The 15,098-nt window shown below is 63.1% G+C and carries 16 protein-coding genes; 7 read left to right on the forward strand and 9 right to left on the reverse strand.

Features of this window, described 5'->3' with window-relative positions; translation table 11 throughout:
* Positions 1–55: 55 nt before the first annotated feature.
* From kduD to SxD43FB_RS08105, 9 genes are all read right to left on the reverse strand, one after another.
* Entirely contained in the window at positions 56–811 is a 756-nt protein-coding gene (gene kduD, locus SxD43FB_RS08065) for a 2-dehydro-3-deoxy-D-gluconate 5-dehydrogenase KduD (protein ID WP_096061728.1), read from the reverse strand.
* A gap of 114 nt (positions 812–925) precedes the next feature.
* A complete protein-coding gene (gene kduI / locus SxD43FB_RS08070) occupies positions 926–1,765 on the reverse strand; it encodes a 5-dehydro-4-deoxy-D-glucuronate isomerase (protein ID WP_096061729.1) in 840 nt (279 codons plus the stop codon).
* Between the two features lie 100 nt (positions 1,766–1,865).
* Positions 1,866–2,474 (reverse strand): LUD domain-containing protein, encoded by a 609-nt coding sequence (locus tag SxD43FB_RS08075; RefSeq protein WP_096061730.1) that lies wholly within the window; start codon positions 2,472–2,474, stop codon positions 1,866–1,868.
* Positions 2,471–3,865, reverse strand: a complete 1,395-nt coding sequence (locus SxD43FB_RS08080) for a lactate utilization protein B (protein WP_096061731.1) — start codon at positions 3,863–3,865, stop codon at positions 2,471–2,473. Before SxD43FB_RS08080 ends, SxD43FB_RS08075 begins: the two co-directional genes overlap by 4 nt.
* Positions 3,862–4,617, reverse strand: coding sequence for a (Fe-S)-binding protein (locus tag SxD43FB_RS08085; protein WP_096061732.1), 756 nt, complete (start codon positions 4,615–4,617; stop codon positions 3,862–3,864). Before SxD43FB_RS08085 ends, SxD43FB_RS08080 begins: the two co-directional genes overlap by 4 nt.
* Positions 4,614–5,582 carry an alpha/beta hydrolase gene (locus tag SxD43FB_RS08090; protein WP_096061733.1) on the reverse strand — a complete coding sequence of 323 codons (969 nt, stop codon included), beginning with the start codon at positions 5,580–5,582 and terminating at the stop codon, positions 4,614–4,616. Before SxD43FB_RS08090 ends, SxD43FB_RS08085 begins: the two co-directional genes overlap by 4 nt.
* Positions 5,579–6,400: a rhamnogalacturonan acetylesterase gene (locus SxD43FB_RS08095; RefSeq protein WP_255245640.1), complete on the reverse strand. Its 822-nt coding sequence runs from the start codon at positions 6,398–6,400 to the stop codon at positions 5,579–5,581. The genes SxD43FB_RS08090 and SxD43FB_RS08095 overlap by 4 nt, the downstream gene beginning before the upstream one ends.
* Before the next feature lie 112 nt (positions 6,401–6,512).
* Complete coding sequence (locus tag SxD43FB_RS08100) at positions 6,513–7,277, reverse strand: SDR family NAD(P)-dependent oxidoreductase (RefSeq protein WP_096061735.1); 765 nt, start codon at positions 7,275–7,277, stop codon at positions 6,513–6,515.
* A 24-nt stretch (positions 7,278–7,301) separates the two neighbouring features.
* Positions 7,302–8,129 (reverse strand): IclR family transcriptional regulator, encoded by an 828-nt coding sequence (locus SxD43FB_RS08105; RefSeq protein ID WP_096061736.1) that lies wholly within the window; start codon positions 8,127–8,129, stop codon positions 7,302–7,304.
* A 191-nt stretch (positions 8,130–8,320) separates the two neighbouring features.
* Here SxD43FB_RS08105 and rhmD point away from each other — a divergent pair, with 191 nt between their 5' ends.
* From rhmD to SxD43FB_RS08140, 7 genes are all read left to right on the forward strand, one after another.
* The gene (rhmD, locus tag SxD43FB_RS08110; RefSeq protein WP_096061821.1) at positions 8,321–9,505 is read left to right on the forward strand and encodes an L-rhamnonate dehydratase; all 1,185 of its coding nucleotides are present in this window, start codon (positions 8,321–8,323) and stop codon (positions 9,503–9,505) included.
* A gap of 18 nt (positions 9,506–9,523) precedes the next feature.
* Complete coding sequence (locus tag SxD43FB_RS08115) at positions 9,524–10,381, forward strand: fumarylacetoacetate hydrolase family protein (RefSeq protein ID WP_096061737.1); 858 nt, start codon at positions 9,524–9,526, stop codon at positions 10,379–10,381.
* On the forward strand, positions 10,378–11,127 hold the full coding sequence (locus SxD43FB_RS08120; RefSeq protein WP_096061738.1) for an SDR family NAD(P)-dependent oxidoreductase: 750 nt from the start codon (positions 10,378–10,380) through the stop codon (positions 11,125–11,127). Before SxD43FB_RS08115 ends, SxD43FB_RS08120 begins: the two co-directional genes overlap by 4 nt.
* A 163-nt stretch (positions 11,128–11,290) precedes the next feature.
* Positions 11,291–12,193, forward strand: coding sequence for an amidohydrolase family protein (locus SxD43FB_RS08125; protein ID WP_096061739.1), 903 nt, complete (start codon positions 11,291–11,293; stop codon positions 12,191–12,193).
* A complete protein-coding gene (gene rhaT / locus SxD43FB_RS08130; protein WP_037475224.1) occupies positions 12,190–13,254 on the forward strand; it encodes an L-rhamnose/proton symporter RhaT in 1,065 nt (354 codons plus the stop codon). The genes SxD43FB_RS08125 and rhaT overlap by 4 nt, the downstream gene beginning before the upstream one ends.
* Positions 13,254–14,291, forward strand: coding sequence for a glycoside hydrolase family 43 protein (locus SxD43FB_RS08135; protein ID WP_096061740.1), 1,038 nt, complete (start codon positions 13,254–13,256; stop codon positions 14,289–14,291). The genes rhaT and SxD43FB_RS08135 overlap by 1 nt, the downstream gene beginning before the upstream one ends.
* Complete coding sequence (locus SxD43FB_RS08140) at positions 14,278–15,096, forward strand: alpha/beta hydrolase (RefSeq protein ID WP_096061741.1); 819 nt, start codon at positions 14,278–14,280, stop codon at positions 15,094–15,096. Before SxD43FB_RS08135 ends, SxD43FB_RS08140 begins: the two co-directional genes overlap by 14 nt.
* Positions 15,097–15,098 lie beyond the last annotated feature (2 nt).

The raw sequence follows: 15,098 nt of genomic DNA on the forward strand, positions 1-15,098 counted from the left end.
TCGTCCGTTCGCCCTGAGCCTGTCGAAGGGCGTTGCTTCGCGCAGGTCAGGCGCCTCAGCGCGCGAGCCATCCCCCATCGACCGCAAGCGTATGCCCGTGGATATAGCCTGCTGCTCTCGACGCGAGGAACACGGCCGCCCCGCCAATGTCGGACGGATCGCCCCAGCGGCCGACCGGGATGCGTTCCTGAATCTGGCGATTTCGGGTCTCGTCGGCCTGCAGCGCGGCTGTATTGTTGGTGGCGATATAGCCTGGCGCGATGGCGTTGACGTTGACACCCTTGGCCGCCCATTCGTTCGCCAGCAGCTTGGTCAGGCCAGCAACGCCACTCTTGGACGCGGTATAGCTTGGCACGCGGATGCCGCCCTGAAAGGACAAGAGCGAAGCGATGTTGATGATCTTGCCCGCCCCTTGGCCGATCATGTGGCGACCCGCCGCCTGACACAGGAAGAACAGCACCTTCAAATTGGTGTCGATCACGGCATCCCAGTCTGCCTCGGTAAAGTCCACGCTGTCGGCACGGCGGATGATCCCGGCATTGTTGACGAGGATGTGTAGCCCGCCAAGCTTCTCCAGCGTCTCGTCCACCACGCGCTGGACCGGCGCGATGGTCGACAGGTCAGCGGAGATGATCTCCGCCCTACGCCCAAGTGCGCGGACCTTTTCGACAGTCTCCTGCGCCGGGGTGCGGCCGACTGCGGCGATATCCGCACCGGCAGCAGCCAACGACAGGGCGACGGCCTGGCCAATGCCGGTATTCGCGCCAGTGACGATGGCGACTTTGCCGCGCAAATCAAAGGGGTTGGTCATGGACTTTTACTCCACGTCATCCCCGCGCAGGCGGGGATCCATCTCCCAAGCGTCGTTTCGGATGCTAGGCTGGGAGATGGGTTCCCGCTTTCGCGGGAATGACGCCAATAGGGTTCAGGCGAGCTGGCAGATATCCAGCACGTTCATGTCAGTATAATCCTGATTCTCGCCCGCCATCGCCCAGATGAAGGCATAGGCCTTGGTGCCCGACCCCATATGCACCGACCAGGGCGGCGAGATCACCGCTTCCTCATTGGCCATGACGATATGCCGCATCGCATCGCCTTCGCCCATATAATGGAACACGCGATCCGACGGGCCATCCAGTTCGAAGTAGAAATAAATCTCGCTGCGGCGCTCATGAATATGCGGGGGCATGGTGTTCCACACCGAACCGGGCTTGAGCACGGTCAGCCCCATGACCAGCTGCGCGCTGTCGCAGATGCCGGGGATGACGAGCTGGAAGATGGTGCGCTCGTTGGATTCTTCGAGGGAGCCGCGTTCGAGCGCATTGGCATCGGCGATACCGAGCTTGCGGGTAACAAAGCCCTTATGCGCCGGGCAGGAGGCGAGATAGAAGCGCGCGCCTGCACCCGCAAAGCTCACATCCTTCGCGCCCATGGTGACATAGAGGCAATCCTTGTTGCCCAGCGTGAAGCTCTCGCCATCGACGGTAACGGTGCCTTCGACGTTCGAGACGTTCACCACCGCCATTTCACGGCGTTCGAGGAAGGGGTGGCCCGCAGCGGACGCAGGCTCGCTCTGCACCGGCAGCGCGACCGGTGCATCCGCCACCGCAACCCCGCCGATCACGAAACGGTCGGCATGGGTATAGTTCAACACGCACGCGCCATCGCGAAACAACCCGCCGATCAGATAGCGATCGCGCAATTCCTCGTTCGACACGCATTCCATCATGTCGGGGTGCGTCGCGTAATAGGTCTTGTCGAACATCGGCTGTCTCCTGAATGGCTTTGCCAAGCCTTATAGCGTCCAGTGCCACGAAGGAAAGTATTTATCCCTTAATGTGGAATGACGAACCGATATGCGGTTATCATTCTTGAAGCAGAATGACATGCAGGAAGCGCGGGCCGTGCGCGCCGCGCACATAGGTGCCCTCGATATCCGTCGTACCGGATACGCCGGTGATCCAGTAATGGGCGCGCGGTTGCGGACCCGGCAGGGGCGCATCCTCCAGGTGGGGGGAGATGTCGCGGATCGCCAACAGCACGATATGATGCAGCGTCAGGAAATTGGGCAGCATCGGCGCGATCGGACTGGTTTCGAAGATCAGCGACCCGGTTTCAGCGATACCCCTGCGCGCAATGGCGAGGGTAGCGCCTTCATCGGCGGCGGCATCGGCGTGCAGGGTGAAGGCGGACCAATCGCACGCCGCTAGGCGTGGGTCTGGCGGGCAACAGAGGGTCAAGGGTTCCTGCTGGTCGGTCAGGTAGCGCGTGATGGCGGCAGGCAGGTCGGCCAGGCTGGCGATACGGTCATGGCTGGCATTGACGCTGGGCAAAGCGAGGCGGGCGAGAAATTCGGATTCGAGCGCGGCGGCGTCGACAGCCGGGCGTTCTGGCCCATCGAGCAAGGCAGCGGCTTCGGCTGCGACCGGAACCGGGCCTTTCAGTCGGGCAAGGATGGCGTTGCGGGCGCTCATTTACGCTGCTCCTGCTGATATTGCGCCATGAAGCTGCGGGCGGCGGGTTTGGGCAGGTCGCGATGCTTGGTCCAGCCGCTCGCCAGCGGCAGGCTGGCGATCCAGCCGGTACGGCCGATCAGCCGCATCGCCCGGATCGCTAAGGCGGTGCCCAGGCGATAGAGCGCGGGACGGCGCGCAAACCAAGCCCAGACACCCAACCCCCAGCGCATTGAGGTCGGCTCCAGCCCTTCGTGCCAGCTTTTCTCGCGCCAGCCCTTGAGCAGCGTGGGGAGCGGGATCTTGACCGGGCAGACCTCCTGACATTTGCCATTCAAAGTGCAGGCATGGGCAAGGTCGCGATTGGGCGCTAAGCCGTCGAGCGCAGGCGTTAGCACCGCCCCCATCGGCCCCGGATAAGTGCCGCCATAAGCATGGCCGCCAATCTGGCGGAACACCACGCAATGGTTCATGCACGCGCCGCAGCGGATGCAGCGCAGCATCTCCGCCAGACCTTCCTCGCGCATTTTGGTGCGGCCATTGTCCACCAGCACGATGTGCATCTGCTCCGGCCCGTCGCGGTCGCCAACGCGCTTTGGACCGGTGTAAAAGGTCGTATATTGGGTCAGCGCCGCGCCAGTGGCAGACCGTGCCAGCATCCGCAGCATATGGATAGCGTGGGGCATGGACGGCACGATCTTTTCGATCCCCGCCGTCACGATATGCACGCGCGGCGGGACGAGCGAGAGTTCGGCATTGCCTTCGTTGGTGACGGTGCAGACCGCGCCGCTATCTGCGATCAGGAAGTTCGCACCCGATATCCCGACATCCGCGCCCAGCATCGCCCCGCGCAGTTCGCGCCGGGCGCTCTGGGCCATGGCGGCGATCGTTTCTTCCTCATGCGGATTGGCATGTTTCGCGCGGAACAATGCAGACACCTGTTCGCGCGTCTTGTGCATCGCGGGCCAGATGATGTGGGACGGCCGCTCGTCGGCCAGCTGGATGATATGTTCGGCAAGATCCGTTTCGACCCGGACGATCCCCGCCTCCTCCAGCGCATGGGGCAAGCCGATTTCCTCGCCTAGCATGGATTTGGAGCGGGCGACCGTCCGTGCCCCCGCCGCCTTGCAGATGTCGATGACGATCCGGCAGGCTTCGTCTGCCGTCTGTGCCCAATGGACCTGCGCCCCCGACGCTATGGCGCTGGCTTCGAATTGTTCGAGATAGGCGCCAAGATGCGCGATCACATGATCCTTGATCGCAGCCGCGCGTGTCCGCGCAGCTTCGAAATCGGGGAAAGCGTCGATCGCGATGGCACGCTTGGCCTCCGCCGTCCCGGCGGTGCGCTCGACCGCGATCTTGAGGATCGGGTCGGCGAGTGCGGCGTCGACGCGATCGGTAAAGCCGCTCATGCTTCCTCGCCGATCGCCGGGCCGTCGCCCATGCCCGCGATCAGTTCGATGGCATGATAGGCGCGAACCTTGCTGCCCTTGCGATGCAATTTGCCCGCCATGTTCATCAGGCAGCCAAGGTCGCCCGCCAGCAGCAGGTCCGCGCCTGTGGTGTCTATCGCGTCAGCCTTCTCGCTGACGATGGCGTTGGAGATGGCGGGATATTTGACGCAGAAAGTACCGCCAAAGCCGCAGCAGGTTTCCGCGCCCGGCAACGGTGTCATCGACAGGCCATCGATGGCTTTGAGCAGGCGGCGGGGCTGCGCCTTGATTCCCAGTTCGCGAAGCCCCGAACAACTATCATGATAGATTGCGGTGGCGGGCAGGATGACGCCCTCCGGTTTCCAGCCACAAACCTCATCCAGATAGGCCATCACCTCGAACGTCTTGGCGGCGACTGCCTGTGCGCGCGCGCGCCATGCCGCATCATCGTCGAACAGTTCGGGATAGTGGCAACGGATCGTCCCGGCGCAGGAGCCGGAGGGGACGACAACCGCCTCATAGGGTTCGAGTGCTTCGATTGTCTGCTTGGCCAGCGCTACGGCATGGGAACGGTCGCCGCTATTGAGCGCAGGCTGGCCGCAACAGGTCTGCCCCTGCGGCACGACGACGGTACAGCCCGCCGCTTCAAGCGCACGGATCGCGGCGAAGCCGATGCGCGGCCGCATGATATCGACCAGGCAGGTGACGAACAGAGCGACATTTGCGGTCATAGGCCGTGGCGTCTCGCGAAATTCAGGAACAGGTCGGGCCAGGGCGCTGGTGCTGCCGGCGCGGCGACAAGGCCAAAGCCATGGCCGCCATTTTCGAACAGATGGCACTCCGCCGCTATGCCTTTGGCGCGCAACGCAGCCAGCATGGCCAGGCTGTTTTCAGGCGGCACCGCCTTGTCGTCCAACGCATGGGCGAGGAAGACGGGCGGGGTCTCTGCACTCACGTCATGGTCGAGCGAATAGGCGCGCTTCCGTTCCGCCGTTGGATCAGGGCCAAGCAATTGCGTGCGCGATCCGGCATGGACGAACGCGCCCTCCATCTGGATCACCGGATACATATAGGCGGCAACAGCGGCCCTTATCGGTTCGCGGTCGGCGGCATCGACCGGCGTATAGCTTTCCTGGGGCGTGCGACTGGTCAGCCAGGCCGCAAGATGTCCTCCCGCCGAAAAGCCCATCACACCGATCCGGTTCGCGTCAAACTTTTCCCTTGGGGCGAGCGCGCGTATTAAGCGCAGGGCGCGCTGGGCATCCTGCAACGGTGCCTTGGCACCTGCCGCCCAGCCATCGGCGGGCAGGCGATAGAGTAGCGAGAAGCAGGCATAGCCCGCCTGCGCGAAATGGCGGGCGATGTTATAGCCTTCATGGCCGATCGCGACACGGATATAGCCCCCGCCGGGGATGAGCAGGATCGCCGCGCCATTGGGCTTGACGGGGCGCAACAAGGTCAGCGTCGGGGTCACCACATGCGCAAACACGCCGTCATCCGGCCCGCTATCGGGGCGGCGAAGGCTTTCGACCTCCTGTACCGTCACTCGCTCGCCACCCGGCGCTTTGCCGGGCCAGATCGGAAACCGCTCGAACCCATGGGGCAGGGGGAAGCTCTGCGCCAGAGCAGGTGTTGCCAGAGTGGCGGAGGCGAGGGTGCCGGCAAGGAGGGTGCGGCGGTCGATCGGCGGTGTCATTGGCAATCCGTCCTTCCAAGCGGGGTGGTGCGAGTGAGGGCCGGGCGCGGCGCCGCTATCGTCGCGGAAATGGGCAGCGCGAGCGATTTCAGACCCCCGGCAACCAGATCGGCCACCTGCCGCGCGCCCAATTCGCTGAAATGCGTATTGTCGCTGATGCCCTTAGGGAAAGCGGCCACATTGTCCTGGGCGCTATAATGGAGATAGAGCGCTTTCGACCCATTCGGCCCGGCGCGATCGAGCCATGCCCGTGAGCGGGCCTCCAAGTCGATCAACGGCGTGCCCGTCTTGATCGCCAGGTCCCGCATGACACCCGACCATGCAGGAAAATCCGCGATGGCGCGGCCTTCCGGCCCGAAATTGCGCCGCGTAACAGGGGTGACGAGGACGGGCACGCCGCCGGCCATCCGCACGTCACGAATGAAGCGCAACAGATTGTCACGATAGCCGGTCTGCGCCGGTGCCCAGCGCTCCGGCTTCGCCCGCGTCGCGTCATTATGGCCGAACTGGATCAGCACCGTGTCGCCGGGCAGGATATCGGCACGCAGCCGGTCCCAGCGCCCCTCCGCCAGAAAGCTGCGGGTTGAACGGCCGCCCATGGCATGGTTGAGAATGCGGACATTTGGGGCCACGGCGCAGCGTAGCATCGTTCCCCATCCCGTCTGCGGATACCGCACCGGCGCATAGTCGGCCGCGGTGGAATCCCCCGCGATCAATATGGTGTTGCCGGGCGCGGTGGCGTTTGCGGGGGCAGTGAGGATGACGCCGAACAGGACAATCTGCACCATCCTTACGGCATGACCAGCGAACTTACGCATTCTGCTCTCCCCCCGTTCGGGCTGAGCTTGTCGAAGCCCAGATTTCGCCAAGCGAGAAAGAAAGCCCTTCGACCGGCTCAGGGCGAACGGAGGGGAGGGGGAGCATCACGGTTTACTGCAAGTTCACATACATGCCGCCATCCACCAGCAGCGCCGCGCCGGTGACATAGGCGGCCATGTCCGACGCCAGGAACACGATCGGACCCGCCAGATCTTCCGGCGCGCCCAGCCGCCCCAGCGGCGTGCGCTGCTCCATATAGGTCCGCTTTTCGACGTCGGCGAGGTCATCCTTGTTGATCTCGGTCAGGATGGTTCCGGGCAGCACGCTGTTGCAGCGAATGCCATGTTTGCCGAGCGCAATGGCGGTGGACTGCATCAGCGAATGAACGCCCGCCTTGGTCGGCGTATAATGGGTCTGATATTCGCCGCCGACGAGCGCGGAGATGGAGGAAACGGCGACGATCGAGCCGCCATGGCCCTGTTTCACCATCTGCTGCGCGGCGGCCTGCACCATGAAATAGGCGCCATGCAGGTTCACCTTGAAGGTGCGCTCGACCACGTCCACGGGCATATCCAGAAAGGCGTGGAAGGGGCAGATGCCCGCATTGCTGACCATCACATCGACCTTGCCGAAGGCGTCCACGGCCTTTGCCACGAAATCTTGTGCGGTCTGCGGATCAGCAACGTCGCCCTTCACCGCGACGGCACGCTGGCCCAATGCCTCGATCTCGGCGACACAACTCGCGGCAGGCCCATCGCTATTGGCATAGTTGATCGCGACATCGGCACCATGTTGCGCGGCACCAATGGCGGCGGCGCGGCCGATGCCGGTCGATGCACCGGTGACGAGGACGGTCTTGCCTTCAAGCAGTTTCATGGGATCGGGCCTTTCTTTGGCTGGTTACCGCCGTGCAGGGCGGTTGGGTGGTTTGACGCCGGGGGTCCAGCCCAGATCGGCGCTGATGGCGTGGGCCGCCGCGCGGACATCGGCGCTCAGCGCCTGCATCCGCTCGTCGTCCATATATTGGGCTGCGCTCGACAGGCTGATGGCGGCGACGATCGCGCCCGCTGCATCGCGCACCGGGGCTGCGACGCAGCGTATCTGGTCCTCATTTTCTTCGAGGTCGAAGGTGCGTCCCTGCGCGACATAGGCGCGCATCCGGTCGAACCAGAGGGCCGCATCGGCATCATGGGTGCCATCTTCGCGCTCGGCGTCGAACAGCCGGGTCCAGACCGCTTCGCTGTCGTCCAGTAAAAGGGCCTTGCCAAGCCCGGTCGAGGTCAAGGGATGCCGATCGCCGATGCGACTGGATATTTCGACGCGGCGACGCCCGGCTATCTTGTCGAGATAAAGCGCCTGATCGCCATCGAGCCGACCTAGATGAACCGTATCTTCGCTCGCGGATGCCAGGGCTTCGAGATGCGGGCGGGCGATCTGCACCACATCGGCCTGCGCTTGCGCCAGGAAACCGAGCTGCAGCAGTTTCGGCCCCAACTGATAGCCTTCGCGCGGCAGGAAGGTGAGGAATCCCCGTTCCACCATCGCATTGGCGAGGCGGTGGGTGGTCGATCGGGTGAGACCCATGCGTTCGGACAGGTCGGCGAGCTTTACCGGCCCGTCGATCACCTGGTCGAGCAGGTCCAGCCCACGCTGCAAGGTCTGCGACCCGGCGGCTTTCGACTTTTCCTCTCGTTCACCCGATTCTGGATTTGACGTTTTCTGTCTCATCTAATAACACTCTATCCCACAAAATGAGAAAAACAAGGGCGAAGGCGAGGACCAAGCGTGATTCTTTCGAACATGCCCCCGTGCCTGCTGTCCGACCTTTATCGCCATTTTGCTCAGATTTTGGAAGTTTCTGCCGTCTTGTCCCATATATTGGACGTCGGCATGGTTCAGGGAGTGTGTGCGTGCCGATCGTGACCTTGCCGAAAATCAAGCATGTCCGGGCCTTCACCGTGCGCGGTGGCGGTGCCGACTATCATGACCAGGGCGAAGGCCACTGGATCGACGACCATATTGCGACGCCCATGTCGCGCTATCCCGAATATCGTCAGTCGCGCCAGAGCTTCGGCATCAACGTGCTGGGCACTTTGGTCGTTGAGATCGAGGCGGAAGATGGCACGATCGGCTTTGCCGTGACGACCGGCGGCGAACCGGCAGCGTTCATCGTCGAAAAGCATCTGGCCCGTTTTCTGGAAGGCCGCTCGCCCACCGATTATGAGAAAATCTGGGACCAGATGTATTTCTCGACCCAATATTATGGGCGCAAAGGTCTGGTCGTGAATGCCATTTCCGGGGTCGACCTGGCGCTGTGGGACTTGCTGGGCAAGTTGCGGCAGGAGCCGGTCTATCATCTGCTGGGCGGGGCGGTGCGCGACGAATTGCAATTCTACGCCACCGGCGCGCGGCCCGATGTCGCCAAGGAACTGGGCTTTATCGGCGGCAAGATGCCGTTGCACCATGGCCCGGCTGAGGGGATCGAGGGTCTTAAGAAGAACATCGCCGAGCTGGCCGATATGCGCGCAAAATGCGGTCCCGACTTCTGGCTGATGTGGGATTGCTGGATGGCGCTCGACGTCGATTATGCCACGCGCCTCGCCATCGCCGCGCACGAACATGGGTTGAAGTGGATAGAAGAAGCGATCAGTCCCGACGATTATTGGGGTTATCAGCAGTTGAAGCGCAACGTCCCCAAGGGGATGCTGGTCACCACCGGCGAGCATGAGGCGACCCGCTGGGGCTTCCGCATGTTGCTGGAAATGGATTGCTGCGACATCATCCAGCCCGATGTCGGCTGGTGCGGCGGCGTGACCGAATTGCTCAAGATCAGCGCGCTCGCCGACGCCCATGGCAAGATGGTCGTGCCGCACGGCTCCTCGGTCTACAGCTACCATTTCGTCATTACCCGCCACAATTCGCCCTTCGCCGAATTCCTGATGATGCATCCAGGACCAACCGAAGTGGTGCCGATGTTCCACCCACAGTTGATCGGCGAGCCAGTGCCCGAAAATGGTCGGCTCAAAGCCAGCGCGCTCGACGCGCCCGGCTTCGGCGTCGAACTGAACCGCGATATCGCGATGCACCGCCCCTATACTCACTAAGCAAGAAGCGAGATTGCCATGAAATTCTGCCGTTTTGGCCCGCGTGGCCAGGAAAAGCCCGGTATCGTCGATACGGATGGCAATATCCGCGACTTGTCAGGCGTGGTCGCCGAGCTGACGATCGAGACGCTGGCCGCCGCCAAGGCCGCCGACATCGCGTCGCTGCCGATCGTGGAGGGGACGCCGCGCTATGGCGTGCCGTTGAAGGGCGTGGGCAAGATCGTCGCCATCGGCCTCAATTATGAGGATCATGCGATCGAATCCAACCTGCCGATCCCGACCGAACCGATGATGTTCATGAAGGCTTTGTCGTCGCTCAATGGGCCAAACGATGAAGTGATGCTGCCCAAGGGCGCGACCCATGGCGACTGGGAAGTCGAGCTGGGCGTCATCATCGGCGAAACCTGCCGCTTCGTGAGCGAGGAAGAGGCGCTGTCGAAGGTCGCGGGCTACACGCTGGTCAACGACGTGTCGGAACGCTTCAACCAGAAGCAGCGCGGCACCCAGTGGAGCAAAGGCAAGGGGCATGACACCTTCTGCCCGACCGGCCCTTGGCTGGTGACGCCCGACGAGGTGGGCGATTGCCAGGATCTCGACATGTATCTGAACGTCAATGGTGATCGGATGCAGACCGGCAACACCCGCACGATGATCTTCACCGTCGCGCAGCTCATCGCCTATGTCAGCGAATATATCACCCTCTATCCCGGCGACCTGATGATCACCGGCACACCGCCCGGCGTTGGCGAAGGTAAGAAGCCGACCGCCATCTACCTAAAGGCCGGTGACGTGATGGAACTGGGCATCGCCAAGTTGGGCACCCAGACGCAGAATGTCGTCGAATGGCGGCATCTGGGCGACGAGGTGCTCGGATGAGCGTCTTTGCTGATCGTTATGAAGGACGCTGCGCTATCGTCACCGGCGGCGCGTCGGGCCTGGGCAAACAGGTCGCCGCGCGGATCGTGGCCGAAGGCGGTAAGGTTGCCTTGTGGGACGTGAACGCCGATGCGTTGGCGGAAACCAAAGCGGAGATCGGCGCGACCCATGTGGTCGCGCTCGATGTCTCCGATCAGGCGGCAGTGGAGGCGGCAGCCAAGTCCAGCGCGGAAGCACTGGGCAAAGTCGACGTGCTGGTTTGCTCTGCGGGCATTACCGGCGCGACCGCGACCCTATGGGATTATCCGCTCGACAGCTGGCGCAGCGTGATCGACATTAACTTGAACGGCCTCTTTTACTGCAACCGCGCAGTGGTGCCGTTCATGCTCCAAAATGGCTATGGGCGCATCGTCAACTTGGCCTCGGTTGCTGGTAAGGAGGGCAATCCCAATGCCAGCGCTTATTCCGCAAGCAAGGCGGGCGTGATCGGGCTGACCAAGAGCCTGGGCAAGGAACTGGCGGGCAAGGGCGTGATCGCCAATGCCCTGACCCCCGCCACCTTCGAAAGTCCGATCCTCGCACAGCTGCCCCAGAGCCAGGTCGATTATATGCGCTCCAAGATCCCGATGGGGCGCCTGGGTGAAGTCAGCGAATCCGCCGCGATGGTCTGCTTCATGGCAAGCGAGGAATGCAGCTTCACCACCGCATCGACCTTCGACACGTCGGGCGGTCGCACCACTTTCTGACACACGTCGCGCGGCGCGACTGGCCGACCAAGAGCCAGCACGCCGCGTTGGAACAAGCCTCCAGTGCCGTTCGGGCTGAGCCTGTTGAAGCCTTCTTCTGAAGAAGTAAGACCCTTCGACAAGCTCAGGGCGAACGGAGAGATGGGATAAGGAGAGGACGGCCATGATCCCCTTTGTCGATGCGCATATCCATTTATGGGATCTGGCGCATATCCGCTACGACTGGCTCAGCCCGCCCTTTGCCGAGGATGGGCCGAACGGCAGCGTCGAACCGATCGCTCATGATTATGGCGTTGCGGAATATCGCGCAGACCTCGCACGCTGGAATGTCGTTGGCGCCGTGCATGTCGATGCGGGTGCGGCGGCGGACAGCGCTCTGCGGGAAACCCAATGGCTAGATGGCCTTGCTGCGATCGAGGGGCTGCCTACGGGCATCGTCGCCTTCGCCGCGCTCAACGACCCGCACGTCGATACACTATTGTCCGCGCAAGCTGCACACAGCCGCGTCAAGGGCATCCGCCATATCGTCAACTGGCACCCCGACCCTCGGCGCAGCTACACGTCCACCGACCTGACCATCGATCCGCAATGGCAGGCGGGTTATGGCTTGCTGGCAAAGCACGACTTGTCCTTCGACCTGCAATGCTATCCGGGGCAGATGCCAGGACTTGTCCCGCTGATCGAGCGCCACCCCGACATCCCCGTCATCATCAATCATCTCGGCATGCCGGTGCTGACCGACGCGGACGGTGTCGGCGATTGGCGGCGGGGCATGCAGGCCCTCGCAGCGCTACCCCATGTCTGCGTCAAGCTGTCGGGCATGGGCTTCATCCGTCGCGACTGGAGCCGCGAGACGATCGCGCCCTTTGTCCGCGAAACGATCGACCTGTTCGGTGTTGATCGCTGCATGTTCGCCAGCGACACGCCAACCGACAAGCTGTTTGGCCCAATCGACCGCTATATGGAGGCCTATCACGCCATCGTCGCGGATTTGGCCGAAGCCGACCGCCGCGCCCTGTTCGGCGGCAACGCTAATCGCCTCTATCGCCTGGGACTTGATATATGATCGGCAATCCACTGCTCGGCGTCTTGTTCCACTGGCTGGGTGGCCTTGCCTCGGCCAGCTTCTATGTCCCCTATCGCGGGGTGAAGCGCTGGAATTGGGAGATTTTCTGGCTGACCGGCGGCATCTTTTCCTGGGTCATCGCACCCTGGTTCTTCGCCTCGGTCCAGACCAACGATCTGATGGGCGTGATGGCGCAGGTGCCGGGCTCGGTCGTGGGCTGGTGCATATTTTTCGGCTTCCTATGGGGGTTTGGCGGGCTGACCTATGGCCTCACCATGCGTTATCTGGGCCTTTCGCTCGGCATGGCGGTGGTGCTGGGCCTTTGCACCGTGTTCGGCACGCTGATCCCGCCGATCGTCGATGGCAGCTTCATGACGCAGATCGCAGGCACGCTGCATGGGCAGATCGTGCTGCTGGGGCTGGCCGTGACCGTGCTGGGCATCATCGTCGTCGCCATGGCCGGCGCGCGCAAGGATGCCGCGCTCTCGCCTGAACAAAAGGCCGCCGCCGTTGCCGAGTTCGATTTCAAGAAAGGCATCGCCGTCGCCATCTTCTCCGGCATCATGTCCTCCTGCTTCGCCTTTGGCCTTGCGGCGGGCGAACCGGTCAAGGCGCTGTCGGCGGCTGCTGGGACGGGACCGCTCTGGACTGGCCTGCCGACGCTGTGCATCGTCATGTTCGGCGGCCTCATCACCAACGCGGTCTGGTGCGGGTGGCTGATCGTGAAAAACAAGTCTGCGGGCCAGTGGCTCGGCGCACCCGACGCAGATGGCAAGCGCCCCGCGCTGCTGCCCAATGTCCTGCTCTGTGCGCTGGCGGGCACGGCCTGGTATTTCCAATTCTTCTTCTACACCATGGGCGAAAGCCAGATGGGTCGCTTCGGCTTTTCCAGCTGGACCCTGCACATGGCGTCGATCATCATCTTCGGCACCTGCTGGGGCTTTGCCTTTCGCGAGTGGAAAGACGCCGCGCCGGCCGTTCGCCGCATGGTGTGGAGTGGCGTGGGCCTGCTGGTCTTCGCCACGCTGATCATCGGCTATGGCAACCGGATGGCGGGCTGATGCGAGGCTTGCTCGCCCTGTTGCTGTTGGTGTTCGCTGCTCCCCTGGCGGCACAAGCGCCGCTGCTGACATCGCACCTGCGTATCCATGATCCATGGGTAGTCGCGGATACCGACAGCCAGACCTATTGGCTGTTCAGCCGCAACGATCCCGCCGTAACCGGCGACAAACGACTGGGCATCATGGCCTATGTCAGCCGCGATCTTGCGCATTGGGAAAAGCCGCGCATCGTCTTCACCCTGCCGGACGGGACATGGGCGAATGAGGGTGCCTGGGCACCCGAAGTCCATCGCTGGAAGGGGCGCTGGTATCTGCTGGCGACCTTCCATAATGAAGCTGCCGCCATCCAGGCAAAGGCCAAGCGCCCGCCTTACCGACGCACCACCTTGCTGGCGGTATCTGATCGGCTCGACGGTCCCTTTGCCCTGGTGCGCGGCGGTGATCCGATCGCCCCGGCTGATGCCATGACGCTCGATGGCACGATGCATGTCGATGCGGCGGGCAAGCCCTGGCTCGTCTATGCCCATGAATGGATGCAGGTCGGCACCGGCACGATCGAGGCGCTACCGCTCAAGGATGACCTGACGGCAGCCGGACCGCCGCGCGAGCTGTTCCGCGCTGACGAGGCCGACTGGGTGGTGGGGCAAAAACAGCCTGAAGGCGACATCGTTCATGTCACCGACGGCCCCGAACTGTTCCGCACGGCGAAGGGTACGCTGCTGATGCTCTGGTCGAGCTATGGCAGGGATGGCTATGTCCAGGCGCTGGCCCGCTCCACATCCGGCACGGTAACTGGCCCCTGGGAGCAATTAGGGCCATTGGTCGAGCGCGACAGTGGGCATGGCATGCTCTTCCGCGCATTCGATGGGCGGCTGATGATGGTCGTGCATCGCCCCTTCAAGCGCGCCTTGGCCAAATTCTACGAAATGCGCGACACCGGCGATCGGGTCGAGGTGGTGCGCGAAGCGGTGGAACTGGATGGGGAAGCCTATCCCACCCATGGTTGCCCGATGGGAGCGCAAGATGCTGGGTGCTGATCAGGTCTGGCCGCTGCATGGCGCAGCAACAGGCGCCTTCACGCTGGAGGACAACACCGCTCCGCCAGAGCAAGCCGTGGTCACGGCAGTCGAACGCCCCGTCCTGCTAGGCTATGCGCCCGATCGCCCCAATGGCCGGGCGATGCTGGTGCTGGGCGGGGGCGGCTATGTCGCGCTGATGGCAGGGCGGGAGGGCGTGCAGATCGCGCGCTGGCTCAATCGGCTGGGCTATTATGTCTTCCTGTTGATCCATCGCTTTCCCGATGCAAGCAATGGCCCATCCGCCCCGCTCGACGACGCGCATGCGGCCATGGCGCTGGCCCGTTCCAGTGGATTTGCAAGGGAAGGGATGGGTGTCGTCGGCCTTTCGTCCGGCGGTCATCTCGCCGCCTGCCTCGCCGCCGACTATCCGGCGGAATGGGGAAAAGCCGATTTGCAGCCGCCCGATATCCTGGTCATTGGCTATGCCCCCATCTCGACCAATGCAAAGGGCCGAACGGTCGTCGCCGATAAACCGCCATTGCCGCCGGTCGAAAAGCAGGCGCTCTACGATGCGCTGCAGCCCGACGCCCAACTGCTGTCCGAACCACCGCCGACCTTCATCGTCTATGCCGGCAATGACCCGGTGGTCCCGGTGGAGAATGCCCACCGCCTGCATAGGGCATTGCGGGACGCTGGAGGATCAGCCGAACTCCATATCTTTGCCGATGCGCCGCATGGCTTTGCGCTCGACACGACGGACATGCCGGTGTCGATCTGGCCAACGCTATGCGAAGCTTGGCTGCGGCAGGTCGGGTTCCTGTAATC

The sequence above is a fragment of the Sphingobium sp. D43FB genome, from assembly GCF_002312805.1.
GTDB lineage: Bacteria > Pseudomonadota > Alphaproteobacteria > Sphingomonadales > Sphingomonadaceae > Sphingobium.

Bases quoted from the DNA above. Each gene is read 5' to 3' on its own strand.
- SxD43FB_RS08105 (WP_096061736.1), bottom strand. From the start codon at position 8,129: ATGAGACAGAAAACGTCAAATCCAGAATCGGGTGAACGAGAGGAAAAG.
- rhaT (WP_037475224.1), top strand. From the start codon at position 12,190: ATGATCGGCAATCCACTGCTCGGCGTCTTGTTCCACTGGCTGGGTGGC.
- SxD43FB_RS08135 (WP_096061740.1), top strand. From the start codon at position 13,254: ATGCGAGGCTTGCTCGCCCTGTTGCTGTTGGTGTTCGCTGCTCCCCTG.
- SxD43FB_RS08075 (WP_096061730.1), bottom strand. From the start codon at position 2,474: ATGAGCGCCCGCAACGCCATCCTTGCCCGACTGAAAGGCCCGGTTCCG.
- SxD43FB_RS08100 (WP_096061735.1), bottom strand. From the start codon at position 7,277: ATGAAACTGCTTGAAGGCAAGACCGTCCTCGTCACCGGTGCATCGACC.
- SxD43FB_RS08095 (WP_255245640.1), bottom strand. From the start codon at position 6,400: ATGCGTAAGTTCGCTGGTCATGCCGTAAGGATGGTGCAGATTGTCCTG.
- SxD43FB_RS08085 (WP_096061732.1), bottom strand. From the start codon at position 4,617: ATGACCGCAAATGTCGCTCTGTTCGTCACCTGCCTGGTCGATATCATG.
- SxD43FB_RS08090 (WP_096061733.1), bottom strand. From the start codon at position 5,582: ATGACACCGCCGATCGACCGCCGCACCCTCCTTGCCGGCACCCTCGCC.
- SxD43FB_RS08125 (WP_096061739.1), top strand. From the start codon at position 11,291: ATGATCCCCTTTGTCGATGCGCATATCCATTTATGGGATCTGGCGCAT.
- SxD43FB_RS08140 (WP_096061741.1), top strand. From the start codon at position 14,278: ATGCTGGGTGCTGATCAGGTCTGGCCGCTGCATGGCGCAGCAACAGGC.
- kduD (WP_096061728.1), bottom strand. From the start codon at position 811: ATGACCAACCCCTTTGATTTGCGCGGCAAAGTCGCCATCGTCACTGGC.
- kduI (WP_096061729.1), bottom strand. From the start codon at position 1,765: ATGTTCGACAAGACCTATTACGCGACGCACCCCGACATGATGGAATGC.
- SxD43FB_RS08080 (WP_096061731.1), bottom strand. From the start codon at position 3,865: ATGAGCGGCTTTACCGATCGCGTCGACGCCGCACTCGCCGACCCGATC.
- SxD43FB_RS08120 (WP_096061738.1), top strand. From the start codon at position 10,378: ATGAGCGTCTTTGCTGATCGTTATGAAGGACGCTGCGCTATCGTCACC.
- SxD43FB_RS08115 (WP_096061737.1), top strand. From the start codon at position 9,524: ATGAAATTCTGCCGTTTTGGCCCGCGTGGCCAGGAAAAGCCCGGTATC.